Annotated in this window: 24 protein-coding genes; 8 read left to right on the top strand and 16 right to left on the bottom strand. The window is 38.4% G+C overall.

All coding sequences use genetic code 11. The features are described from left to right. Positions 1 to 171: 171 nt before the first annotated feature. Positions 172 to 708 (top strand): gamma carbonic anhydrase family protein, encoded by a 537-nt coding sequence (locus AOB46_RS07300; protein ID WP_062697798.1) that lies wholly within the window; start codon positions 172 to 174, stop codon positions 706 to 708. 154 nt (positions 709 to 862) lie between these two features. On the opposite strand, the gene AOB46_RS07305 is transcribed toward AOB46_RS07300, so the two are convergent. Continuing rightward, positions 863 to 1,309, bottom strand: a complete 447-nt coding sequence (locus AOB46_RS07305) for a hypothetical protein (RefSeq protein WP_062697800.1) — start codon at positions 1,307 to 1,309, stop codon at positions 863 to 865. Between the two features lie 82 nt (positions 1,310 to 1,391). On the opposite strand from AOB46_RS07305, the gene AOB46_RS07310 reads away from it, so the two are divergent. Next, positions 1,392 to 3,518 carry a helix-turn-helix domain-containing protein gene (locus tag AOB46_RS07310; protein ID WP_062697802.1) on the top strand — a complete coding sequence of 709 codons (2,127 nt, stop codon included), beginning with the start codon at positions 1,392 to 1,394 and terminating at the stop codon, positions 3,516 to 3,518. A gap of 41 nt (positions 3,519 to 3,559) precedes the next feature. Here the strand turns inward: AOB46_RS07310 and AOB46_RS07315 are convergent, their stop codons facing one another. After that, on the bottom strand, positions 3,560 to 4,399 hold the full coding sequence (locus AOB46_RS07315) for a M12 family metallopeptidase (protein ID WP_062697804.1): 840 nt from the start codon (positions 4,397 to 4,399) through the stop codon (positions 3,560 to 3,562). Between the two features lie 345 nt (positions 4,400 to 4,744). On the opposite strand from AOB46_RS07315, the gene AOB46_RS07320 reads away from it, so the two are divergent. The 3 genes from AOB46_RS07320 (at position 4,745) to AOB46_RS07330 (ending at position 7,626) form a co-directional block, all read left to right on the top strand. Continuing rightward, positions 4,745 to 5,749 (top strand): LLM class flavin-dependent oxidoreductase, encoded by a 1,005-nt coding sequence (locus tag AOB46_RS07320; protein WP_062697806.1) that lies wholly within the window; start codon positions 4,745 to 4,747, stop codon positions 5,747 to 5,749. A gap of 67 nt (positions 5,750 to 5,816) precedes the next feature. Further along, positions 5,817 to 6,938, top strand: a complete 1,122-nt coding sequence (gene ribB / locus AOB46_RS07325; protein ID WP_062697808.1) for a 3,4-dihydroxy-2-butanone-4-phosphate synthase — start codon at positions 5,817 to 5,819, stop codon at positions 6,936 to 6,938. 106 nt (positions 6,939 to 7,044) lie between these two features. Then, positions 7,045 to 7,626: a Crp/Fnr family transcriptional regulator gene (locus tag AOB46_RS07330; RefSeq protein WP_062697810.1), complete on the top strand. Its 582-nt coding sequence runs from the start codon at positions 7,045 to 7,047 to the stop codon at positions 7,624 to 7,626. A gap of 185 nt (positions 7,627 to 7,811) precedes the next feature. Here the strand turns inward: AOB46_RS07330 and fmt are convergent, their stop codons facing one another. The 5 genes from fmt to folK form a co-directional block, all read right to left on the bottom strand. After that, positions 7,812 to 8,756: a methionyl-tRNA formyltransferase gene (fmt, locus tag AOB46_RS07335; protein ID WP_062697812.1), complete on the bottom strand. Its 945-nt coding sequence runs from the start codon at positions 8,754 to 8,756 to the stop codon at positions 7,812 to 7,814. A gap of 181 nt (positions 8,757 to 8,937) precedes the next feature. Further along, positions 8,938 to 10,845 carry an ATP-dependent DNA helicase RecQ gene (locus AOB46_RS07340; protein ID WP_062697814.1) on the bottom strand — a complete coding sequence of 636 codons (1,908 nt, stop codon included), beginning with the start codon at positions 10,843 to 10,845 and terminating at the stop codon, positions 8,938 to 8,940. Positions 10,846 to 10,921: 76 nt separating this feature from the next. Beyond that, complete coding sequence (locus AOB46_RS07345; RefSeq protein ID WP_062697816.1) at positions 10,922 to 12,367, bottom strand: OmpA family protein; 1,446 nt, start codon at positions 12,365 to 12,367, stop codon at positions 10,922 to 10,924. Between the two features lie 54 nt (positions 12,368 to 12,421). After that, positions 12,422 to 13,534 carry an outer membrane beta-barrel protein gene (locus AOB46_RS07350; RefSeq protein ID WP_062697818.1) on the bottom strand — a complete coding sequence of 371 codons (1,113 nt, stop codon included), beginning with the start codon at positions 13,532 to 13,534 and terminating at the stop codon, positions 12,422 to 12,424. 22 nt (positions 13,535 to 13,556) lie between these two features. After that, entirely contained in the window at positions 13,557 to 13,973 is a 417-nt protein-coding gene (gene folK, locus AOB46_RS07355) for a 2-amino-4-hydroxy-6-hydroxymethyldihydropteridine diphosphokinase (RefSeq protein WP_062697820.1), read from the bottom strand. A gap of 20 nt (positions 13,974 to 13,993) precedes the next feature. Here folK and sppA point away from each other — a divergent pair, with 20 nt between their 5' ends. Next, on the top strand, positions 13,994 to 15,748 hold the full coding sequence (gene sppA / locus AOB46_RS07360; protein ID WP_062697822.1) for a signal peptide peptidase SppA: 1,755 nt from the start codon (positions 13,994 to 13,996) through the stop codon (positions 15,746 to 15,748). 70 nt (positions 15,749 to 15,818) lie between these two features. On the opposite strand, the gene AOB46_RS07365 is transcribed toward sppA, so the two are convergent. The 6 genes from AOB46_RS07365 to rpmB all read right to left on the bottom strand — a co-directional run bounded on the left by AOB46_RS07365 (position 15,819) and on the right by rpmB (position 18,272). Next, positions 15,819 to 16,079 (bottom strand): GlsB/YeaQ/YmgE family stress response membrane protein, encoded by a 261-nt coding sequence (locus AOB46_RS07365; protein ID WP_062697824.1) that lies wholly within the window; start codon positions 16,077 to 16,079, stop codon positions 15,819 to 15,821. Positions 16,080 to 16,150: 71 nt separating this feature from the next. Beyond that, positions 16,151 to 17,104 carry a signal recognition particle-docking protein FtsY gene (gene ftsY, locus AOB46_RS07370; RefSeq protein WP_062697826.1) on the bottom strand — a complete coding sequence of 318 codons (954 nt, stop codon included), beginning with the start codon at positions 17,102 to 17,104 and terminating at the stop codon, positions 16,151 to 16,153. Positions 17,105 to 17,224: 120 nt separating this feature from the next. Beyond that, the gene (locus tag AOB46_RS23815) at positions 17,225 to 17,428 is read right to left on the bottom strand and encodes a RidA family protein (RefSeq protein WP_062697828.1); all 204 of its coding nucleotides are present in this window, start codon (positions 17,426 to 17,428) and stop codon (positions 17,225 to 17,227) included. Between the two features lie 241 nt (positions 17,429 to 17,669). Then, positions 17,670 to 17,822: a DUF4295 domain-containing protein gene (locus AOB46_RS22880; protein WP_002976755.1), complete on the bottom strand. Its 153-nt coding sequence runs from the start codon at positions 17,820 to 17,822 to the stop codon at positions 17,670 to 17,672. A 20-nt stretch (positions 17,823 to 17,842) separates the two neighbouring features. After that, on the bottom strand, positions 17,843 to 18,025 hold the full coding sequence (rpmG, locus tag AOB46_RS07380; RefSeq protein WP_062697831.1) for a 50S ribosomal protein L33: 183 nt from the start codon (positions 18,023 to 18,025) through the stop codon (positions 17,843 to 17,845). Between the two features lie 7 nt (positions 18,026 to 18,032). Then, positions 18,033 to 18,272 (bottom strand): 50S ribosomal protein L28, encoded by a 240-nt coding sequence (gene rpmB, locus AOB46_RS07385; RefSeq protein ID WP_007841810.1) that lies wholly within the window; start codon positions 18,270 to 18,272, stop codon positions 18,033 to 18,035. A 240-nt stretch (positions 18,273 to 18,512) separates the two neighbouring features. Between rpmB and AOB46_RS07390 the strand changes: the two genes are divergently transcribed. Beyond that, entirely contained in the window at positions 18,513 to 20,231 is a 1,719-nt protein-coding gene (locus tag AOB46_RS07390; protein ID WP_062697833.1) for a T9SS type A sorting domain-containing protein, read from the top strand. 430 nt (positions 20,232 to 20,661) lie between these two features. Here AOB46_RS07390 and lnt read toward each other — a convergent pair whose 3' ends face one another. Further along, the gene (lnt, locus tag AOB46_RS07395) at positions 20,662 to 22,296 is read right to left on the bottom strand and encodes an apolipoprotein N-acyltransferase (RefSeq protein WP_062697835.1); all 1,635 of its coding nucleotides are present in this window, start codon (positions 22,294 to 22,296) and stop codon (positions 20,662 to 20,664) included. 55 nt (positions 22,297 to 22,351) lie between these two features. Between lnt and AOB46_RS07400 the strand changes: the two genes are divergently transcribed. After that, positions 22,352 to 22,774, top strand: coding sequence for a VanZ family protein (locus AOB46_RS07400; RefSeq protein ID WP_062697837.1), 423 nt, complete (start codon positions 22,352 to 22,354; stop codon positions 22,772 to 22,774). Here the strand turns inward: AOB46_RS07400 and proC are convergent. Beyond that, positions 22,755 to 23,558 carry a pyrroline-5-carboxylate reductase gene (gene proC, locus AOB46_RS07405; protein ID WP_062697839.1) on the bottom strand — a complete coding sequence of 268 codons (804 nt, stop codon included), beginning with the start codon at positions 23,556 to 23,558 and terminating at the stop codon, positions 22,755 to 22,757. The two genes, AOB46_RS07400 and proC, sit on opposite strands and share 20 nt — an antisense overlap. A 233-nt stretch (positions 23,559 to 23,791) precedes the next feature. Further along, positions 23,792 to 24,859, bottom strand: coding sequence for a cytochrome-c peroxidase (locus tag AOB46_RS07410; protein WP_410470266.1), 1,068 nt, complete (start codon positions 24,857 to 24,859; stop codon positions 23,792 to 23,794). Between the last annotated feature and the right edge of the window lie 48 nt (positions 24,860 to 24,907).

Below are 24,907 nucleotides of genomic sequence, written 5' to 3' on the forward strand. Positions count from 1 at the left end.
ATTTAGAACTTAGAGATTTGAATTTAGATTTTTGCTATCACAGTTATTTAAAATAAGAAGCAGGAATGGAAAGGATGCCATTTTTTAATTCATCGCATTTCAAATAATAATCCGGGATCAGAAGAATTGTATTTTCAAATTGATAGATATTTAAATGATCAAATTAAAATTATGGCAATCATAAAAGAACTTTTAGGAAAAACGCCTCAGATTGGTGAGGGAACTTTTTTGGCGGAAACAGCAACCATTATCGGAGATGTGACAATGGGTGAAAACTGCAGTATCTGGTATAATGCCGTGATCAGAGGGGATGTTCACTACATTAAAATGGGGAATAAGGTGAATGTACAGGATAATGCTATGCTGCACTGTACTTATCAGAAGCATCCATTGAATATCGGGAATAATGTTTCCATTGGCCACAATGCCATTGTTCATGGCTGCACAGTAAAAGACAACGTTCTGATTGGAATGGGAGCTATTGTGATGGATGACTGTCTGGTAGAAGAAAATTCTATTGTAGGAGCCGGTTCTGTAGTTACCCAGGGAACCCATATTAAATCCGGAGAAGTCTGGGGAGGAGTACCTGCAAAAAAAATTAAAGATATCTCTGCGCAGCTGCTTGAAGGAGAAGTGAACAGGATTGCAGATAATTATGTAAAATATTCTTCATGGTATAAGGAGAATGTAAAAGAAGTGGAAGGATAGTACTGAAGTATAAACCTTACAGCACCTATATAAAAAAGTAAAAGCTCTGTCAATTGACGGAGCTTTCGTTTTAATCCTTAGTATAAACTCCTGAGCGAGTTTGTTGTTGAATGATTCAACGGGATATATAACCTTTGCTTTGATTTTTTCTTTTTTATTGCTGTTCGGTGACGAGAATTGCCTTTCCGCCGGAACATTTAACAGCAGTGGGAGGCATTACCATCATACAATCGGAAGTGATGTTGTATTTTTCATTAAATGCTTTTACCTTTTCTGTATAGGCATTGATTCTCGGAAGAATGGAAGTCTCTGTTTTTTTAGGATAGGCAATATACAGCATTGGTCCGCCGCAGGCTTTTGCTCCCATCGGGGCAAAAGTCCATTCAGAGGCATTGGAGCATTTTGCGGATGCTTCAGATTCTATGGATGCTTTTAATTTATCCAGCTGGGCCTGATCATATCTCTGACTGTCTTCATCAGCAGGTCTTTGTGCGATATCTTTAGGAAGATCGGTCCCCGCATTTTTAGATGTATTACAGGAAACTAGTGTAATTGTAGCACAAAATAATAATATCGGGATATGGCTGATAACTTTTTTCATAAAAAAATACGTTCTGTCTGAGAATTTCCAAAACTTATGCCAAGGTAAGAAAATCAAATTCATTTTCCGTATTTTTGAAGCGATGAACAATCATTTTTTTGATTTAATAGAGCATACCAACAGAAGTGTTTTTCTTACGGGGAAAGCAGGAACCGGCAAAACGACCTTTCTCAATGATTTTGTAAAAAGGACGAAGAAGAAGTATATCGTAGTGGCTCCTACGGGAATTGCCGCTATTAATGCAGGAGGAGTAACCATTCATTCCATGTTTGGGCTGCCTTTGAGAACTTTTTTACCCACTACAGACCGTATTGACGGAAGCCTGGCGAATAATATTGCCGATCTGATGCCTCATTTCAAGTACAGAAAAGATAAGCTTAAGCTTTTAAGAGAAATTGAGGTTCTTATTATTGATGAGGTTTCCATGCTCAGAGCCGATGTTCTGGATATGATGGATTTCTCACTGCGGTTTATAAGAAGAAATAACCAGCGCTTTGGCGGGGTTCAGATGCTGTTCATCGGGGACCTTTACCAGCTTCCGCCAGTGGTAAGGGATGAGCATATTTTAAAGATGTGCTATGATTCTCCTTTCTTTTTCGATAGCCTGGCAGTAAAAGATATTCCTCTTCTGACGATTGAATTAACAAAAGTGTACAGACAATCTGACGAGGAATTCCTTGAAATTCTGAATGCCATCCGTGACGGAGATACTGCGAACATAGACTTTGATCTTCTCAATGAAAGGTATGATCCCGATTTTGAAATGGGAAACGAGTCTTACGTTTACCTGTGTTCTCACAATAAAATGGCGGATGAGATTAACCATGAAAAGCTTGCTGAAATTAAAGTAACGCCAAGCACTTATGAAGCTAAACTCTTTGGTGATTTTAAAGAAAACCAGTTTCCGAATGAGCAGTTTTTAGAATTAAAGATCGGTGCTCAGGTGATGTTCATCAGGAATGATATTTCCGGAGAAAAAAAATATTTTAACGGAAAACTGGGTGAAATTTCAGCACTGGATGAAAACGAAATTAAAGTAATTCTGGACGGCAGCGAAAGAGAAATTACGGTAAAAAGAGAAGTCTGGGAACAAAAAAAATACTTCCTCGATACTGAAAAAAACATCCAGGAAGAAGTACTGGGAAGCTTTGAGCAGTTCCCGATCAAGCTGGCCTGGGCGGTTACCATTCATAAAAGTCAGGGACTTACTTTTGATAAAGTGATTATTGATGCCGGAAAAAGTTTTACGGCAGGGCAGGTATATGTTGCTTTATCGAGATGCCGTACACTGGAAGGCATTGTTTTAAAATCCAGGATTACTCCGGATGTTATTTTTAAGGATAACAGGATTCTTCAGTTTCAGGGTAATACGCTTGCCAATGATAATGTAGAAGCCATCCTGAATAAAGAAAAATATGATTACAGCATCCGAAAAGTGCTTCGTACGGTAAACTGCTTATGGTTTCTGAAAGAAGTGGAAGACTGGAACCAGCTGTCTGTGGTCACAAAAAATATAGATCATGTTAAAACCAATCAGCTGTATGTTCAGTTGAAACATGAAATTGTGAATCTCGGAAAAATTTTTGAAAAGCTGGAAAGAGTCATCTCCCAGAAGGTCAGCAATTTTATTGAACAGAAAGAAGAATGGTCTGAGATTGAAAATAAAACCAAAGGAGCCGTTAACTTCTTTTTCGTTGAGATCCGTGATAAGGTCTTTAATCCGCTGAAAGAATTTTATGCCGAGATTAAAGGAGCAAAAGGACTGAAGCAGTATAATGAGGAGTTCAGGAACTGGCTGGAAGATATTGAAGAGTACCTGAATAGCCTGAAAGAAGCCTATCTGCTGGAAACTAAACTTTTAGATGAAAAAAATGATAAGGAGGTAAGCATGAAAATTGCCAAGGTTCCTTCCCAGGTTCTTACTTTCCAGTTATTTGAGCAGGGAAAGACTATCGGTGAAATTGCTTTGGAAAGAGGACTGGTGAAAGAAACCGTTATGGGCCATCTGGCGAAGTTTGCCGAGCAGGGCCTGCTGGATATTGCGAGGGTAATTACCTCAGATAAAATTAAAACTTTTGAAACAGAATTCTATAGAAATCCCCATGAAACACTGTCCGAGTGGAAAAATGCACTGCCAAGCCATTTTGAATTCAATGAGATCAGGATTCTGATCAATCATTATAATTATAAAAAGGAAAAGAATTCATAAAAATTCTTTTCCTGCCTGAATTATATTTTCTCTGTCCGGATTTAAAAATTAGGATACATTGCATTGATCGTAAGGATGTCTCCCTCTGTAAAACCAACTCTGTTGTAGGTAAAAGTAGTATTGTCAGCTCTTATGATAGTAGGGAGCCCATTTTTTGAATAGGAATGTGGCCAATACATCATCATTGAATTAATATTGAATGGGCCTATATCTATGCCTGAATCATAAATCTCAAAATTATGGTATTCACTTTCCCTAATATTTTCCCATAGAATAGTAATATGATCATCTCTGTCCTGGCGGGCATGTTCGTGATAAAGTCCTATAGCGTGTCCCATTTCATGTATGATGGATTCTATAGAAATATGCTGATCCAGTGAAATATATTGTCTTCCTCCTTGATACCCAATAGCGGCCCATCCATCCGATCCAAAAGGGCTTCCAAAGATGAATTCAACATAATCGGGCTGATTGGTACGTGGGACCCATTGAACATTGGTTAGGTTATTATATTCATTCACTGCAATATCAATTTTATCTGCGTTAATAGTACCCATATTGTTGACAACAGTATAATAAACCACACCTCCCGGCCATCTTGACAAGGTGGCTCCTCCTTTTTTTTCTGAATTGCCCTCTGATAGCTGCTTGTCAGATAGTACAATGTCTCCCTGGAAAAAGTTCATTCCGTTTTTTCTTTCATAAGTAATGGTCTGGCCATTCAATTTTCCTTTTTTAATATTTTCAATATTAGAGGTGTTTGTCTGTACCTCCGTTACAGGTTCTTCGTTGTTTCCACTGCAGGATGTTAAAATTGCAGCAATCATAAAACCTGTAAAGATTGTTTTTTTTGCTGAAAACTTTTGATAGCTTTTGTTCATAATAATATTTTTAATGGTTTTGATAATTTATTTAAATGTGTATTATTGTGTGAATTTAATATTTATTTTTGATTTTTAATGAAATAATGATATTTTATATTTATATTTTGTTGTTAATTGATATTTTGTAAAATGTATAAAATGTGTGTGTTAAAAAGTAATCTAGAATATTTTTCATTGTTTTAAATTTTTATTAAAATTCATTTATAAAAACTATAGATAATGTTTAAAACTTTTCCAATAGTTTTTCCATGAACTGACCAATCGGTTTTATTAATTACAAAAAGTAACTAATACAGTTTTTAAGCTTTAAATTTGTTTGGTTTTAAACCTAAAATTTAAAATATGAAGAATTTTGAAATTTCTGTTTTGGATCTTGCACCGGTAAAGCAGGGGAAAAGCATTCATGATACCTTTCAGGACAGCTTGTCTTTAGCCAATCATACTGAAAGTTTACATTATAAAAGGTTCTGGCTCGCAGAACATCATAATATGGAAAGTATTGCCAGTTCGGCTACTTCCGTCCTGATTGGATTTATTGCCAACGGAACAAAAACAATAAGAGTAGGATCAGGAGGAATTATGCTTCCCAATCACAGCTCACTGGTCATTGCCGAACAGTTCGGAACTTTGGAATCTCTTTTTCCGGGAAGAATAGACCTGGGACTGGGAAGAGCCCCGGGAACTGACGGGCTTACCGCTCAGGCATTAGGCAGAAATCCTGCCATCATTAACGAACAGTTTCCAAGACAGATCCTGGAGTTACAACGGTATTTTTCTGAAGGAAATTCAGATGCGATGGTTCGTGCCATTCCGGGGGAAGGGCTTGATATTCCGCTCTATATCCTTGGATCAAGTACAGACAGTGCATGGCTGGCCGCAGAATTAGGACTGCCTTATGCCTTTGCGGGGCATTTTGCTCCGGAGCAGATGGAAATGGCATTTAAAATTTACAGAGAACATTTTCAGCCTTCAAAACAACTGGATGCGCCCTATATCATGGCATGTGTAAATGGTGTGGCTGCAGAAACTTCCGAAGAAGCCCATAAAATATCAACCACCTTATTCCAGGCATTTATCAACATTGTAAGAAATGACAGGAAACCTTTTGCTCCGCCGGTAGATGATATGGATGAGATCTGGTCCCCAATGGAAAAATCAATGGTGCTTCAGAAGCTGAGGTATACTTTTATCGGAGATCCATCTGAAATTGAACAAAAACTCAGGGATTTTCAGGAAAAATTCAATGTGGATGAACTGATCATCAATTCCCATATTTATGATCATCATAAAAGGCTGCGGTCTTATGAGATTTTCAGAGAGGCGGCAAACTCATTATCCAAAGCGTAACAAACCCTTTATATTAATTGGCAGATGCTTATTTTTATGAGTATCTTTGCACAAATAAAAAGTAAACATGTCTGAGATTAAATTAAATACTATTCCAGAGGCTATTGAAGACCTTAAAAATGGTAAAATAATCATAGTAGTAGATGATGAAGACAGAGAAAATGAAGGAGATTTTCTTTGCGCAGCGGAACTGACAACGCCGGAAATTATCAATTTTATGGCATTTCACGGAAGAGGGCTGATCTGTATGCCGCTTCCTGAAAAAAGATGTGATGAATTAGGCCTTGAAGTAATGGTAAGCAGAAGCAGTGATCCTAAAGAAACTGCTTTTACCGTATCGGTTGATCTCCTTGGAAACGGGACTTCTACCGGAATTTCTGCTGGTGACAGAGCCAAAACCATTTTAGCTCTGATGGACGAAAAGTCTAAACCTACAGACTTTATGAGACCAGGGCATATCTTCCCGCTACGTGCCCGAAAAGGAGGGGTTTTAAAAAGAGCAGGACACACAGAAGCTGCGATTGATTTAACCCATCTTGCCGGACTGAAAGAAGGAGGAGTGATTTGCGAAATTATGAATGAGGACGGAACCATGTCACGGTTACCGGATCTCTATGCTTTTGCACAGAAACATGATATGAAGATTGTTTCCATTGAAGACCTGATTCATTATCAGCTTAAAAAGGGTAACCTGATCGAAAGAATAGAGGAAAGAAAAGTGAAAACAGCTTACGGTGATTATGATTTCTTTGCTTTCAGGGAAACTTCAAACGACCAGATTCATTTTGCTTTGACAAAAGGAACGTGGACGGTTGACGAGCCTGTTCTGGTGAGAGTACAGTCTTCTGATTCTTATTTTGACGTTCTGACCAGACTGAATAACGGAGAAAAACCTTTATTGGAAAAAGTGACCAACATGGTGAATGAAGCCGGAAAAGGAGCTATTATCTTCATCAACAACGTCTCCAACTCTGAAAATACGCTGAGAAAGCTTCAACAGTTCCTGAACTATCAGGACGGGCAGGAGCAGCACCCTACTTTAGCGTACAACTACAGAGATTACGGAATCGGAACACAGATTCTGAAAAATCTGGGAATCAATAAATTCAAAGTAATCACTCAGAATCCGAATATCAAGCCTCAGGTTGGAGGATATGATGTAGAAGTGACTGAGCTGGTTCAGCTGTAATAAATAAACGAAAGGACAATAGTGAACCTGCCTGCTGTAAAGCTATTGAGACTATAAATTGTAAAAAGGTTTAGGATTTTTCTAAACCTTTTTTTATTTTTAAACCATGACCGGGCCTTTAAAAGAACATATCAGAAAATACATAGAGATTTCAGACGAAAAACTGGAAAAATATTGCAGCGCTTTTATTCTGAGGAAGATCAATAAAAAGGAATTTCTTTTAAAGGAAGGGGAGGTCTGCATGTATGAAGGGTTCGTTCTGAAAGGATGTTTCAAAGTATTCCGTACCAACGAAAGTGCAGATGAGCAGGTCCTGTACTTCGGTATAGAAGACTGGTGGCTTTCGGATATGGACAGCTTTATCAATCAGATTCCTTCACAGCTTAATATTCAGGCGATTGAAGACAGCGAAATTCTTCTGATTTCCAAAGAAGACAAGGAAAGGCTTTATCTTGAACTTCCCGAAATTGAAAGATTGATGAGGCTTAAATTTCAGATGTCTATTATTGCACTCCAGCGCCGGATTATCGATAATCTGAACAAGCCTTCGGATGAACGCTATCAGGATTTTCTTAGAGATTATCCTCAGATTGCTCATCGTCTGACCAACATTCAGATTGCTGCCTATCTGGGAGTAACCCCTGAATTCATCAGCAGAATCCGTAGAAAAATTGTCAATAAAACGTAAAGTTTGTTTAAAACCTGAGAAAAGAGTGTAGTATAAAAAGGCGGAAGTTATTTTAGAAGGAAAAAGTTAATCCGGGTTAAGACCCATTATAAGGAGTTCTACTATTCATCGAAAAAGCCGGAACTTAAAAAAGAACCGGCCTTGTTTTATATAAGACAGAACGTTAATTCCATCTTCCTTTTTATTTACAAACTTATCTCTTCAAAGTTTCTGAAACCATTAAGAAAATCTTTCACAGTCATTCTCTTTTTACCTTCAAGCTGTAATTCCTGTGGAAAATAAAGACCATCCTGTGTGTAGATTTTAAATTCATTTTTTGAAATATCAAGAGTTCCTGCCGGCCTTCCGTGATCTGTAATTTCAAATTTTCCGGCAAATATTTTTAATCCTTTTTCTTCTTCTCCAATTTTTAAAATGGTAAATGCCGCAGGATAAGGAGACATTCCAAGAATAAACTGATGAACTGCTCCGGACGGGGCATTCCAGTTGATGCGGGTATCTTCTTTAAAGATTTTATATGCATTTTTGGGCTGTTCTGTATTGGGTTGTGGCTTTTCTGTTATCGCATTTTCAGCAAGACCGTCCAATGTTTTTACAACAAGTGCCGAACCCATTACCATTAAACGATCATGGAGGCTTCCTGCATTTTCATCCGGCAGAATTTCAAGCTCCTCCTGAAGAAGGATATTTCCTTCGTCTATTTTTTCATTGATGAAGAAGGTGGTTGCCCCGGTTTTCTCTTCACCATTAATCACGGCATAATTAATCGGTGCTGCGCCTCTGTAATCAGGAAGAAGGGAAGCGTGAAGATTGAATGTTCCCATTTTAGGCATTTCAAAAAGAACTTTTGGCATCATTCTGAAAGCCACGACTACAAAAACATCAGCATCCAGCTTTCTCAGTTCTTCCAGAAATTCAGGATTTCTCAGCTTTTCAGGCTGGAAAACGGGAATATTATTTTCTACAGCATATACTTTTACCGGGGACTGGTTTATTTTCTGTCCACGGCCACTTGCTTTGTCTGCCACCGTTACAACACCTACCACTTTATGATTCGATAAATGGATAGCTTCCAGCGATGCTTTAGCAAACTCAGGAGTTCCTAAAAAAACAACTTTCAATGATTTCATAGTGCAAAGATAAGAGTTTGGGGCGAAAGTTACAGGTCCTGTATGGCACAGATCGGGAATGATGAATGAAATTTCAGGATTCGAGGTTGAGACTGTTATGTTCAAAGCTTAGGGTTACGCTGATAGTTTAAAGAATGCTTATCCATCTTCAATGACAACGTTATTTGCCATTCATTACTCATTACTCATGATTCAGAGCGTATGTCCTGAAATTCAACATTCTTACCTTTCCGGAATCCAGAAGAAAGATGAGGTTTTCCAGAATATTATTTTTAGAGTGATAGCTCAGCTGGATGGAAAGCTCTTCAATGGTTGCCGGATTTTTAGCCAGAATGCTGATGATCTGCTGGGAAATATTTTTTCCGAAGATCGACTGTTTATTTTTCTCACAAACAGAGCACTGGCCACAGTTTTTTGTATTCTTTTCCCCAAAATAAGTAAGGATAAGCTTCATTTTACAGTGGCTGCTGTTTTGAATATAGAATTTCATTTCTTCCCATTTCTGGATCTTGTTTTTTTGAATATGCTCAAAAAGTTTCCAGTAGGTCCCATTTACAGCTCTTTCATCACGGGGTTTAAGGAATTTTATGCTTGACAGGGCTCCATCCACATATTCCAGGTAATTTTTCTGCTGAAGTTCTTTCAGACGTTCCTTGATAAGCGGAACAGCTGTCCCTATTTTATTGCTTACCTGCTGTTCGCTGAACATTACTTTATGGGTGGTGATCCCTGAAATTGTACGCAGCATCAGTTCAATGAAATAAGCATCTTTTTGTACCAGCTGATCAATCTCATCGGGTTTGATGAGAAGTTCCAGAGAAGAAAGGCTTTTATTGTCGTTATGATAAATGATTTCCTGATTATGCAGAAAGTTGAGTACATTACTGATCTTTGCTCTGGAAAGTCGGGTGAAATTTTGTATTCCCTGAATATTAAGCTGGAAAACTTTTTCCGGAAGCTCATATTCTGCAACCTGGAAAATAGAGTAGAGGTAGCTGATGATTTTCAGGAACTCGGCTTTATTAGGAATCTGATTTTTTAAAATTTCATCAAAATTCATAAGTTCCTGCTGATTCCAAAGCATAAAGGCAAAGCTTTCCTTACCATCTCTTCCTGCTCTTCCGATCTCCTGATAATAATTTTCAAGAGAAGGGGCTGGGGAGTAGTGAATGACAAAGCGGACATTGTCTTTATCTATTCCCATCCCGAAAGCATTGGTAGAAATCAGAACATAGTTGTCGCTTTTATTCCAGGTGGCCTGACGGGTGTTTTTTTCTTTTGTGGTTAAGCCTGCATGGAAAAAATCTACATTTTTCAGCTGATTTTTCTTCAGGAACTCTGTGAGCAGTTCTGCTTCTTTTCTGGTTCTTACATAAACAATCCCTGAATCCTGAGTATATTTTAAAATATCAAATACCCGCTGGAATTTATCGGCAACCTCTTCTGTAAGGATTCTGATATTATCTCTCTTAAAACTTTTCTGAAAAATTGCCAGTTTTCTAAGCTCAAGTTTAATTTTAATCTCTTCAAGAACTTTGGGAGTAGCGGTAGCCGTTAAAGCCAGACATGGAATTTCCGGATGATTTTTTCTGAACTCTTTTATATTCTGATAGCTGGGTCTGAAATCCTGCCCCCATTCTGAAATACAGTGGGCTTCATCCACTGCAATAAAGGAAAGCTGGATATCTTCAATATTCTGAAGAAACTGACTGTTAGTAATTCTCTCAGGGGATATGTAAAGAAGCTTTGTAAGACCTTCCCTACAGCGGTCATAGATTGTTTCAGCATCATATTCATCAAGTTCGGAAGAAAGATATTCTGCTTCAATTCCCCGGGATTTAAGCTGATGAACCTGATCTTTCATCAGGGCAAGCAAAGGTGAAATGACCAGGCATGTCCCTTCTTTTAATAAAGCGGGAAGCTGATAACAAAGTGATTTTCCGGCACCTGTAGGCAGTAATACAAGATTGTCTTTCTCACTGATGACCGAATCGATGATGTCTTCCTGTGAATCTCTGAAATCGTCATAACCCCAAAAATATTTTAGGGTATCATACTTTAATTTTTGAAAATCCTGCTGAGAAATCATAGGGTAAAATTAAGGAAAGTATTACAACAAAAAAAGCCGTGCATGGCACGGCTTTGATATATTTACTAAAAGTTTATTATTTAGCTTCAAAGTAAACTCTTCTGTTGGCTCTGTTTTTCCATTCAGGGCACTTCGTAGCAGGTTCACATTCCGGGTATTTAAGGTCTTTTTCACCTTTACCAACTGCGTTGATCTTACCAGACTGAACACCGTTTTTGATCAGATAATTCTTAACGTTGTTAGCTCTTCTTTCAGAAAGTTTCTGGTTATAAGCATCTGTACCTCTTGTATCGGTAGCTCCTACTACATTGTAAGAACCGGTTGAAGAGTTGATGTAGTTAACCGCATTATTCAGGATTGGAGTATTTGACGGCAGAATTCGGTCAGAATTCAGATCAAATTCAATTCCTTCCAGTTTAGTTTCTGTTTCTACTACAGGTCCTGTTGTCGGAGCTGGAGTTGTAGGGCATCCGTTGTTTTCAACAGGTCCCGGAACTGTTACACACTTATCGTAAAGGTCAATTACACCGTCAAGATCAGTATCAAGAGCTACACCGGCACCGTCCACTCTTGCTCCTGCAGGAGTGTCAAGCTGTCTGTCCCAATCGTCGCAAACACCGTCGTTATCAGCATCACCTTTTTTACATACTTCAATATCCTGATCTTTGTTAGCCAGAACATCAAGCTTGTAATAGATTTCCTGAAGCGGATCATGCCACATTACGTGAGATTCGTGTTTCCCTAATTTCAATGAAAGCCCTAAAGTTGCGTTGAAGAAGTTATCAGATACCTGCTCCTCACGTTTATTGATGGTGCTGTATTTGTCACCTCCACCATCGAATTCATCATCTCCGGTTACTACATACATTAGTCTACCTTCAATATCAATTCTTCTGTTCACTTTGAATTTTAAACCGGCACCAGCCTGCATAAACATAGATCCCAGTTTGAAAGGCTTAACTTCTGTAGCAAGTCTTTGTCCTTTTATATCTTTCTGATAGGCTCTGTACGCAATAGTACCGATACCTGCATATCCGTGTAATGCCCATCTGAATGGAGAATGATTATCTACTCTTCTTAAAAGATTAGAGAAGTTAATATCTCCTAATAAGGAAATTGCATCATATTGAGTTCTTGCTCCTACTGCTGTAGCATCCGGGGCAGCATCTTTGGTGTTGAACCATCCCTGTCTTGTTTCTCCTCTGTCATATTGTAATTTTAAACCGAAAGCATGAGTAATAGCTTTGTCAATACTTACATATGCTGAGTATCCAAAAAGATTTTTACCGTTACCGTTTTTGATAGACGTTAAATCTGCTGATTGAATTAATGGCACCCCAGCACCAGCCGAAATAGACCAGTCATTGAATCTTTTAGACTGATTGGTAAATGGGGAAACGTTAGCAGAGCCGGAAGAAAAAGTATTTGGATACTGTCCGGTTGAAACTGCTGTTGAGTCTTGTGCATAACTGGCGGTAGGAACTGCCAGTGCTAATGCAACAACTGCTAAACTTAATTTCATAGTGTATTTTTTATTTAGTTAATTAAATGATTTCATTATACAAAGTAAGCGGGCTTACTTATTGGTTGGGCATCCATTGTTTTCAACAGGTCCCGGAACTGTTACGCACTTGTCGTAAAGGTCAATTACACCGTCCAGATCCATATCGAGAGCTACACCGGCACCGTCTACTCTTGCTCCTGCAGGAGTATCCAGCTGTCTGTCCCAATCGTCGCAAACACCATCATTATCAGCATCTCCTTTTTCGCATACTACAAAATCGGTCGTTGCATTTTCCAGAACGTTAACTCTGTAATAGGCTTCCTGAAGCGGATCATGCCATGCTAAATGAGAAGTGTGTTTTCCGATTTTGAAAGAAACTCCTAAATTCACAGTCCATGCATTATCTGATCTTGAATCACTGATCATATTATACTTCGCTCCTGGTTTAGATGTGTCATAATTAGCCGGGTCAGCCCATCCGCCGCCATCAAATTCATCATCTCCACTGATGATGTACATGGTTCTGGCTTCAATATCGATAAGCTTGGAAACTTTATACTTCAGTCCTAACCCGAACTGGTAGAATAGCGAGTTGATGTCGAAATCCTGTTTAATGAATAAAGGAAATCTTTTTGGGGTATTGCTCCATCTGAACTCGTCATTGTCATGAAGGGATGTTTTGTATCCCTGGAATCCAAGTCCTGCGTATCCATGGAAAGCCCATCTGTAAGGAGAATGATTGTCTACTCTTCTCAATAAATTGGATAAGTTGACATCTCCCATTAAGGCTACCTGATCATACTTTGTTGTTGCAGTCGCTACGCCTGCTGCAACACCTGCTGCACCATCCAACATGGCTTTCTGCTTGGTTTCACCTCTTTGGTAAATAAGGCTTACTCCAAACACATGGGTAATTTGCTTATCCACACTTACATAGGCATTATAACCCCAGTTTGTCTTTTTATCGTAAAAAGATCTGAGATCGGAATGAACCATAAATGCAGCACCTCCACCAACAGAAACAGACCAGTCGTTGAAACGTCTGGACTTATTATCAAATGGTTTTACATTAGCGGAACCTGAGGAAAAAGTATTAGGATACTCGGTAGACGAGCTTACTGTAGTACCTTCCTGAGCAAAAGCTGCGATAGGAAGTGTGGCCAATAATAATAAACCTAATTTCATACTATATGTTTTATGTTTTATTTTAGATAAAATCCTTCAATAATATTTTAGAAAAATCCCTTTCAAAAAGATGTTTTTTATGGGGAATTTCTAATCTTTCTGATCTGAAATTCAATTCATTATACTTAATGATGTCAATATCTATAATTCTATCACTATAGCCTCCTGATGATTTTGAATCATTAATTCTACCCATTCCAGCTTCAATATTCTTAACAAAATCAAGCAGTTGAATAGGCGAAAGACGTGTGAATATTATTGATGCAATATTACAAAAAATATTGGAACTGACAAATTCTACAGGTTCGGATGTCAGAAATTCGCTCAACTGTGAAATCTCGTTTCCTCCCTCCCTTATTTTTTCCAGAGCAAACTCTATATTTTTTTTTGGATCTCCAAGGTTACTCCCGAGTAACAAAATGACCTTATGCTGCGACATATTGGAAAATTGATTGATTTATGAGAAGTTTCTTTAAAAATGTCTTAGCAAATATAGTGGCAATTGTCCTATTATTTGCTGTGTTTTTCGTTTTTTTCATCATGATGCTTGTATTCGGCTCTATGGGTAGTGAAAAATCGGTTGTGGTAAAGAAGAATTCTGTACTTACGATTAACCTGAAGACCGATATTATTGATAGCCCTACTGAGGAAGATATGAGTCTATTCAATATCAGTGATAAAAACAAAAGTATTCTGCTGTATGATGTACTGGAAGCGATAAATAAGGCAAAAACTGATGATAATATTAAAGGTATAAGTATTGAGGCAGATCATCTCAACGCAGGAATTACCCAGCTTGATGATATCCGGAATGCCATTGAAGATTTTAAAAAGAGCGGAAAATTTGTTTATGCTTACGGAAATGCTGTTTCACAATCTTCTTATTATCTGGGATCCGTTGCTGATCAGTATTACCTTAATCCATCCGGAATGATAGAATTGAAGGGTCTGGCCACTGAGGTTACATTCTTCAAGGATTTTGCAGAAAAGTACGGGATTGGCATTGAAGTGATCCGTCATGGTAAATTCAAATCTGCGGTAGAGCCTTTCCTGAGAAATGATATTTCTCCTGAGAATAAAGAACAGCTGAGTACATTGTTGAATGATATCTGGAAGAATACATCAGCTAAAATTGCCGTTTCAAGAAAAATTGATACCGCCCAGTTCAGAATGGTGGTTGACAGCTTATATGGAATGATTCCTGAATTAGGATTGAAATATAAGCTTGCTGATAAACTGATTCAGAAAACAGAATATGATGAAATGATTAAAACTAAGCTGAGTCTAAAAGAGAAAGAAAAGCTGAACAAGATTTCTGTAGCTAATTATATCAGTTCTTATGCCGATGAAAATAAATCCGGGGAAAAAGTTGCTGTACTGTATGCTTCAGGATCTATCAATAATGGTGACGGATATAACGAGATCTTCTCTGAGAAATATGTTAAATATATCAAAGATCTTCAGAATGATGATAAAGTGAAAGCAGTTGTTTTCAGAATTAATTCACCAGGCGGAAGCGCTAATGCTTCAGATGAGATCCTGTTTGAGCTTCAGCAGCTAAAAAAGAAAAAGCCTTTGGTAGTTTCTTTCGGCGACTATGCTGCGTCAGGGGGGTATTATATTGCAATGGCTGCTGATAAGATTTATTCTGAGCCTAACACGCTTACTGGGTCTATTGGAGTTTTCGGAGTGATTCCTTATTATAAGGATATTGCCAATAAAAACGGAATTCGTTCAGATATTGTCGCGACTAATGCCAATTCACAGTATTATTCGGCATTGAACGGAGTTTCTCCATACGGAGTAAGCCTGATTACCAGAAGTGTGGAAGGAACGTATAAAAGATTTGTTCACTTTGTGACTCAAAACAGAAAGCAGACTTTCGAGCAGATCGACAGTGTGGGAGGTGGAAGAGTATGGAGCGGAACCCGTGCCAAGCAGATTGGTCTGGTGGATGATCTTGGAACATTAAATGATGCCGTAAAATTTGCAGCACAGAAAGCAGGTCTGAAGTCTTACCACATTGCTTCCTATCCTAAAAAGATGTCTCCGTTTGAGCAGATCTTCAAGGATCTGAATGAAGATGAAGTTTCAGCAAGAATCATTAAAAATAAGATTGGAAAAGCCAATTATGAAATTCTTCAGCAGATCACGGATAAAAAACTGCAGTCTGAGGTGAAGATGGAAATGCCTTATCAGATCAAAATCAACTAACTAAATTATATTGTACAAAAAATCCCGGACCTGAATTTCAGATCCGGGATTTTATTTTTTATAGAATGAGCTAGCTTTTCTTAGTGGCCATTCCGTATATCCAGAGAATGATCAAAGCACCTCCGATGGAAAGGATCCAGCTGCGTGGATTCCAGAAAGAAGTAACGTCTCCCCAGTGTAGAACATAAACTCCTATAGCACCACCAACGAATGCTCCCAGAATTCCTAAAATAATAGTGATAAGCCATCCGCCTCCCTGTGTTCCGGGCATAATCATTTTAGCGATTGCTCCTGCAATAAGACCGAATAAGATCCATGTTAAAATTCCCATAGTTGCAAATTTTTTAATTGTTAATATTTAATTGATCTGTTTTGCTAAGTTAAGGGAAAACATGATAAAAATCATCTTTTCTTGAAAAATGAATCAACAAATTCCGTACCATTGAAAAGCTGCAGGTCCTGCATTTTTTCGCCTACACCAATATACTTTACAGGGATCTGGAACTGATCTGATATTCCGATAACAACACCGCCTTTTGCTGTGCCATCCAATTTTGTAACGGCTAAGGCATTCACTTCAGTGGCTGCTGTAAACTGTTTAGCTTGCTCAAAAGCATTCTGTCCGGTAGAACCGTCAAGAACAAGCAGGATTTCATGAGGAGCATCAGGAATGACTTTCTGCATCACTCTTTTTATCTTGGAAAGTTCATTCATAAGGTTGATCTTATTATGAAGCCTTCCTGCTGTATCAATAATCACAACATCTGCATCCTGGGCAACAGCACTCTGTACTGTATCGAAAGCTACAGAAGCCGGATCAGATCCCATATTCTGTTTTACAATCGGAACTCCGACCCTTTCGCTCCAGATTGTGAGCTGGTCAACAGCAGCAGCTCTGAAGGTATCTGCCGCTCCAAGAACCACTTTTTTGCCTTCAGATTTGAACTGATGGGCAAGTTTACCAATGGTTGTTGTTTTTCCTACTCCGTTTACCCCTACCACCATAATGACATAAGGTTTTTTGGAGGTGTCTATATTTCCGGTTCCGGCATGAGGGTTTTCAAGAAGAAGCCCTGAGATCTCTTCACGAAGGATCTTATCAAGTTCGTTTACCCCAACGTATTTATCGCGGGCTACACGTTCTTCAATTCGTTCTATGATTTTAATGGTAGTGGAGGCGCCTACATCGGATGCAATCAGTACCTCCTCCAGGTCATCCAGTACTTCATCATCTACTTTGCTTTTACCGACTACGGCCTTCGTCATTTTTTCAAAGAAGCCCTGGCTGGATTTTTCCAATCCTTTGTCAAGTGTTTCTTTTTCTTCTTTCTTGAATATATTTTTAAACCAACTCATAGTTTATTCTTATTTGTTTTTAACAACAGCTGTGACTTCTGTTTCTGTCAGGATTTCATCTCTGAATAGCCGGCTTACTTTCACAAGGCTGATTACCGGAGGATTCTTAGGATTGATATATCAATCTCTGACTTTTCTGAAGTCTGGTGCTTTGGATATATCTTTAATGAAGATCCCCGGCTTTATAATATCTTTTCGTATCCCTCCGTACTCTTTCAGAATGTTCTCTGTATTTTTGAAAACCTGTTCTGTGTGCTTTTCTACATTGTCTCCCGCCAGATTGCCTTCTGCATCCAGTGGAACCTGCCCGGATAAAAGAATCATTCTGGAATTTCAGCAGTCTATGCTTACTGCCTGTGATACTCCTTTTATGCTGAAAACTTTTGACGAACTTTTAGATTTTGTCTGAGTCGTTGTTTTCTACTGAATGAAAATAGAGAAACCGCTGTGAACACCAGAACAAGAATCCTTTTCATAGTTTACTGATTAATAATCCGGTGAACAAAGATAACAAAAAAACTACCCAAAATATGAGTAGTTTTTTATATTGTAAATAAAGTGTGGATTATTTTTTCAAATAACCATCCACTTCGTCTGCATTCATTACTTTTTCTTCGAAAACGTAAGCTCCTGACTTAGAAGACTTAACCATCTTCACCACTTTGGTCATTTTCTTAGACTGACCACTTTGTAGGGTTGCTACTACTTTCTTTGCCATGGTAAATTATTATTTATAAATTACTTGATTTCTTTGTGAACAGTATATTTCTTAAGAACCGGATTGTACTTTTTAAGCTCCAATCTTTCTGTTGTGTTCTTTTTGTTTTTAGTAGAAATGTATCTGGACATTCCTGCCATACCGCTTTCTTTGTGCTCTGTACATTCAAGGATTACTTGAACTCTGTTTCCTTTTTTTGCCATGATTCAATTACTTTTTAATCAATCCGTTTCTTACAGCTCTTTCTAAAGCCTCTTCGATTCCAATCTTGTTAATCACTCTCAATCCATGAGCTGATACTTTCAGTGTAACGTGCTTATCCTGCTCCGGAAGGTAAAACTTCTTCTCTAATAAGTTAATTTCAAAACGACGCTTCGTTTTGTTATTAGCGTGAGAAACGTTGTTACCAACCATTGCACGCTTTCCTGTTATTTGGCAAATTCTTGACATATCTCGATGTTCTTATTTGTATAATATTTGAGAGTGCAAAATAACGAAGAATTTTTTAGATAGACAAATCTTTTGGAAAATATTTGCAAATAACTGGCTGATTAATAATATTGAATTTTAAAATACCCGAAATTCTGAGATATTCAGCCCAATAAGGGTGATATATTTCATGTAACCCTGCTCTGGGACGGAGAAACAAATGTTTTATCTTTGTTTTTAATTAATCTAAATAAAAATAATATGACGAGGATTTGTATTCTTTTATTGATGCTTCCGGTAGGGGCTGTAGCTCAGAATTATGCTGAAATTCAGACGAGTATGAAGAACTTTTATTATGGATCTGCGGATGTGGCAGATATGGATAATGATGGTAAGCCGGATGTAGTAATCAACGGAGCTGTAGATACAGATGGTGATGGGCAGGCTGATGTTTCTTATAATGAAATGTATAAAAATAACGGGATATCATTGGTGCCTTACGCAAACGTTGGAAATGATGCCAACCATTTAGGAGATATTCAATTCATTGATTTTGATAATGACGGACTGCTGGATATTATTTCTACGGGCTTAAGCTATACGGATGTCGTGAACTACAAACATTACCGGTTTAAAAATACAGGAAACGGACTGGTGAAAGAAACCGTACTTCCCGGGAAAATCTACGGTTCTATGGAAGTCATTGATTTTGATCATGACGGTAAACAGGATTATTTGATCAACGGAACGCAATATGTGGAAGGAACCGGATTTATCAACGAGCTGGATTACTACCGGAATACGGGAACCGGTTTTGAACTGACAAAAGGCTGGATGGAAGGAACACAAAACGGCAGCTTTAAAATGGTTGACCTGAATAACGACAATCTTCTGGATCTTGTCATTTTAGGAACGAATACGGGTAGTGCTCCATTATTTAAAGTCTATTTAAATGAAGGCGGAATCCTGGAACTTTCCCAGGATTTCAATGCGCTGTCCAGTGGGAAGCTTGATTTTGCCGATTTCAATGCAGACGGTTATCAGGACATAATAGTTTCCGGAACTGATCAGAATGATGCTCCTTATTTTGCCGTTCTGATGAATGACGGAACAGGATATCTTACTGAACAATTGATCAATACGCCGGAAATTGCAGATGCATCCATAAGCGTTGGTGATCTCAACAATGACGGTTATTATGATTTTATCATTTCAGGAAATGATGAAGATACCAATGCTGTTGTTAAAACTTTTTTATTCAATCCTTCCAACCAGGGATTTATTGAAAATATACCTACAGGTTTGCACTATTTAGGAGGTACAGGTTTTATTAATCTACTTGACTTTGACAATGACAACCGTCTGGATGTTTTATTGGCCGGATTTGATTGGGCAGATTCGGGCTATCCTTCACTTACTAAAATCTTCAGAAGCACTTCTCCGGAAGTGAACCAGAAACCTACACCTCCTGCAAACCTTAATCTTACAAAAAACGGCAACCGTTTTCATTTTTCATGGAACGGAGCAACAGATGATAAAACTCCTGTAAATGCATTGCGGTATGAAATTAAAGTAGGCTCTGCACCGGGAACCTCAGATGTTGCTAAATATACTGTAACAACACCTTCCTGGTTTCTGGATCTTGACCCTTCTGTTCAGGATGTCTACTGGAGTGTACGGTCTATTGATGCTTCAAAAGCATATTCAGATCCTTCGGTTCAGGGAACACTAACGCTGGCGACCCGGGAAGTGAAAACCGGAAATCAGATTTCTGTTTATCCTAATCCGGCATCAGATAAGGTATTCATCAGGGGAGAAAAAGTTTCAGAGATTGGAATGTATTCAATAGATGGAAAAAAACTGAATATTACTCTGGAACAGGACCAGACCATTAATATTTCACATCTTCCGAAAGGTACTTATCTTTTACAGTTGAAAATTAAAAACGAGATAACCACTCAGAAACTTATTATTAAGTAACCTAAATCATTCTATCATGAGAAAAGCCAGACGTCCAGCTGGCTTTTCTTATAAACTGCTTTCCTACAGATCACACTGATTTCGCAGATTTTTCTTTGAATGCTCAATACTGTAAGAATATTTTATAGGCTGTATAAAAAGGGGTAAGATTTATCTCCGATAAAATTTTTATATCGCTGAATACATAAAAATCGTAGATTTTTATTCTTATATGAACTTTTATACGCAAAGCATTTATATATCTAAAGTGTCAAAATCTTTTGTGGCTTAAGAAATTCTCTCAGAATACACCAATTACTGATGTCATAAACAGCTGAAAATTTTGGTTTTCGTATGCCTTAAAAGCATTATAACGGTTCAAACCCTTGTGTCTATAGCATTTTCCAGAATTTTTCTGAGCTATTAAAGTATAGATTCTAAGTGTTTAAAATTAAGCTTTCTTCGTTCTGTTTCTAAACTTTTCAATCAGGAAATAGAATAATAAAAAACCTAAGGCAAAGATGGAGAATCTTGAAAGCAGATCTCCGGCTCTGGTATAGAACGTCATGGTATCATACAGGTTGACTTTGGCAAATAAGGTGGTCTGATCTCCATAAAAAGTATCGGCAGTCACTTCACCTCTCGCATCAATATGGGCAGAAATACCACTGTTGGCAGCACGGGCAATTTCCCTTCTTGTCTCAATGGCTCTAAGTCTGGCGTAGGAGAGAAGCTGTTTGTGTCCTTCAGTAACGCCCCACCATGAGTCGTTGGTCATGATGCCCAGGAAATTGGCTCCTTTTTTTACATAATCAGTTGTAAATTCGCCATAGATGCTTTCGTAGCAGATAATAGGGGCCATTCTTCCTTTATTGTAAGGATTGGTGAAGGCCATTCTTTCTTTATCGGTACCGAGAGAGGCAACAGTTCCGCCAAGATTAAGCATGGCATCTCCTAAAAGCGGCTTTAAAACACTCATATAAGGGAAGATTTCAACTCCGGGAACCAGTTTCCCTTTATGGTAGACCTGAATTTTCTGCTGTGGAGCAAGTTGTACTGCTGTATTGTAACTTTCCACCCATAAGCCCTGATTGATCTGGTAGGCTTCTTTCGGAATGTTTTCTTTTTCAGAATAAAAGCGGTGCGATGAAATCCCGGTAGCAAAAACAGCACCTGGATGTAAAGCTAAAAATCCTTTAAGATTATTTAAAAGCAGGCTCTTTTCAAAAGCCGTCTCAGAGATAGATCCTCTTCCCGGAAGGGCTGTTTCCGGAGCGATATAATAATCAATCTTTCCTTTCGAATTATTTTCAGCTAAGGTCAGCAGGTCATTCTGGATCGTAATACTGTCCTTTGAATATTTTTCAGCATAAGGATCGAGGTCAGGCTGCAGCATTAAAACATTCACCTGCCCTGATGGTTTCTCATCAAAGCTTCTGTATTTCATCAGGGAAATAATCATCGGAAGAATGATTAATCCCGCTAGAATGGAAGAATTTTTGATGAGATCCTTTCTCTTTCTTCCTGCTTCCCAGGTTCTTAGAGTATAGAAAACCAGCACATTGATCAGGAGTATCCAGAAGCTTCCGCCTGTTGCTCCCAATGTATCATACCATTGAATCAGCTTTGGGTATTCGGCAAAAACGTTTCCTAAATTCAGCCATGGCCAGGTAAGCTCCCAGTTCAGATGGAATTTTTCAAAACTCATCCATATAGCAATCAGAAACCCTAATCCCCAATAGGTTCCCTGTGCATTTTTATACCAGTGATAGCATTGAAATACCAGTGAATATAAAAATGAATTGACGAGAACCGGAAATAAAACGGCCATCAGCGAGTGGCTTCCGTCAGGATTCTTTGATCCGTACAGCCAGCCGGTGGTTACCACATTCCAGATCACAAAACATAAATAGGAAAGCCCGAAGACCATCCAGCTTTTTCTTTTGTAAGAAGAGAATTTGGAAATTCCGTGTTCCATCATCAGGAGAGGAACAAGGGCAAAAAATATAAAAAACGGAACACCGTAAGTCGGCCACGAAACGGAAAGGAGCATCGCTGAAATGAGCGTAAGTAGAACGTATTTCATTAAATTAATTTAACACACAAATTTAATGTTTTTGAAATGAATAAATTTGCAACAGATGTTAAAGAAATTATATAAAATTGTAATCATTCCCTACATTCTTGTACTGCTGTATCTCATGTTCCTGGGAATGGGCAGGTTTCAGTATGAGGATAACCAGATCCGGATAGAACCTGTTTTTTCTACATTATGGTTTATTCAGGATAATATTGTATGGACCAATACGGTGATGATTGTTTTAGGAAATATAATCATGTTTATTCCTTTTGGCTTTCTGGGGTGGATTTTTCCCAACCTGATAAATCTGAAACCATTGTTATATACCTTTGTCTCTTCTATTGTGATTGTAGAAGCCATGCAGTATTTTACCAGAATGGGTATCTTTGAGGTAGATGATATCATGCTGAATACATTCGGGGTTTTTCTTGGATGGCTGCTCCGCCGTTTCTTAGAACGGAAGTTTAGCCGTTTAGTTCTTTAGCCCGTTTCTCAGCATTTAAAATTCCGCTTTTTAAGATCTCTTTAAAATTGTTTTCCTCAAATGTTCTGAGAGCAGCTTCTGTGGTACCGCCTTTGGATGCAACATCTTTGATCAGTTCCTCCAGACTTTTTTCTGAATTGTTGATCAGATGGTAGGCTCCAAGCATCGTCTGCTTCACAAAAAGTTTGGAAAGGTTTTCATCAATACCCATTTCAACACCGGCTTTAATCATGGCATCGATGATGTAATAAAAATAGGCAGGGCCGCTACCGGAAAGGGCTGTAACACCGTTCAGCAGGTCTTCGTTTTCCAGGTAAACAGATCTTCCGGTGCTGTTCAGCAGTCTTTCTATGCTGATCAGCTGGCTGAAAGAAATGCCTTCTGCAGCAGTATATCCCGTAATACCCATTCCCAGAAGGGTAGGAGAGTTAGGCATAGCTCTTACCACCAGACGATGGTTCAGCAGATTCTGAATTTTTTCAATGGTAATTCCGGCCATGATGGAAAGAACCATTTGATTCTCTTTTAATGAAAACCGGATATTTTCTGTGGTATATTGAAAATCCTGAGGTTTTACGGCAATAATAACAAGATCGGCATCCAGCTCTTCAGTTTCATCAAAGGTGGAAATTTGCGATTTTGGAAATTCTTCAGCTATTTTCGGAATTTTGGACTGGCTTCTTGTAATCAGATGGAGATTTTCAGGCTTGATAAGCTCATATTTCAAAAAAGATTTTGAAAAGGAAAGTCCCATATTGCCGGCGCCCAGAATTGCTATTTTCATATACTGTGTTATTTTTTTAACGAAAATAATATTTTTTCATCATAAGCCGGAGATAAATAAGAAAATGTGCCTCTTTTTACCTTATGTAGTACTTTGTTAAGTTTATGCCTTTGTTTATCTTATTTATGGAGTATATAAGTATTCTTTGTGTACCCTTGAAATATTTCAATCCAATTTCTGACAAAAAAAGTCCGGAATTGTACCGGACTTTCTTCAATTATATTCGTTTAAAACTATTCCACAGGAAATTCCGGTCTTCTCATTTTGAATTTTGTTCCGGAAAGGGATTCAAGGAAAGCAACGAGAGCCTTTTTTTCCTGAGGGGTTAATTTTAAAGGTTTCAGTAAAGGATCGGCTGAAGGGTAATTCGGGTCCAGCTGTTTCTTTTCAGGAGTAGGGTCCATCATATGCATTCCGCTGTCATAGATGTTTACAATACCTTCCAGATCCCCGAACAGACCGTTGTGCATCCACGGCTGGGTAAGCAGAAGGTCTCTCAGCTGAGGGGTTTTAAATTTACCGATGTCTTCAGGTTTTTTAGTCACATTATACAGCCCCAGATCTTCGTATTTTCTTTTGTAATACGTCAGTCCGATATTGTGGAACGATTCGTCGGTAAGATACTGTCCGTTGTGGCAGTTCATGCATCTTGCTTTAGTCCGAAAAACATGCATCCCATAGATTTCTTCATCGGTTAACGCATTATGTTTGCCTTCCAGGAATCTATCGAAACGGCTCGGTTGGCTTTTGATGGTTTTCTGGAAATCAGCAATGGCTTTCACAATCCTGTCATACGTTACTTTATCATCACCATAAGCATTTTTGAATAGCTGGGTATAGCCTTTTATGGTCTGGATCTTGGCAGGCAGGGTTTTTACATCCATGGCCATTTCGTGATGGGCACCAAGAGGTCCTGAAGCCTGCTCTTCAAGGGTTTTGGCTCTTCCGTCCCAGAAAAATGACTGTCTTTCCGCAATGTTAAAGAGTGACATAGTATTTCTGTTGCCCAGAAGATGATTATTTCCCAGAGCGACACGTCTGCGGTCTGACCAGCCCATTTCCGGGTCGTGGCAGGAGCTGCATGAAATCTGGTTGGATTGGGAAAGTTTAGGATCAAAGAACAGCATTTTTCCTAAAATGATATTTGGCTTATCCTGCTCTGTAAAATAAGCGGAATCAAATTGAATAGGCGCAAATTCTTTCCATTTTACCCCGTAATCGATGGTGGGTTTCGGCCATTCTGAAATTGCTTTTTTATAGCTTTTTACAATATCTTCAATGGTCGGGTCCTGAACTTCCATCAGGTCCTGACCTACTTTCGGGGTAAAGCTTAATAAAATAAATATAAC

The organism is Chryseobacterium indologenes (assembly GCF_001295265.1).
In the GTDB taxonomy this organism is placed as follows: Bacteria; Bacteroidota; Bacteroidia; order Flavobacteriales; family Weeksellaceae; genus Chryseobacterium; species Chryseobacterium indologenes_A.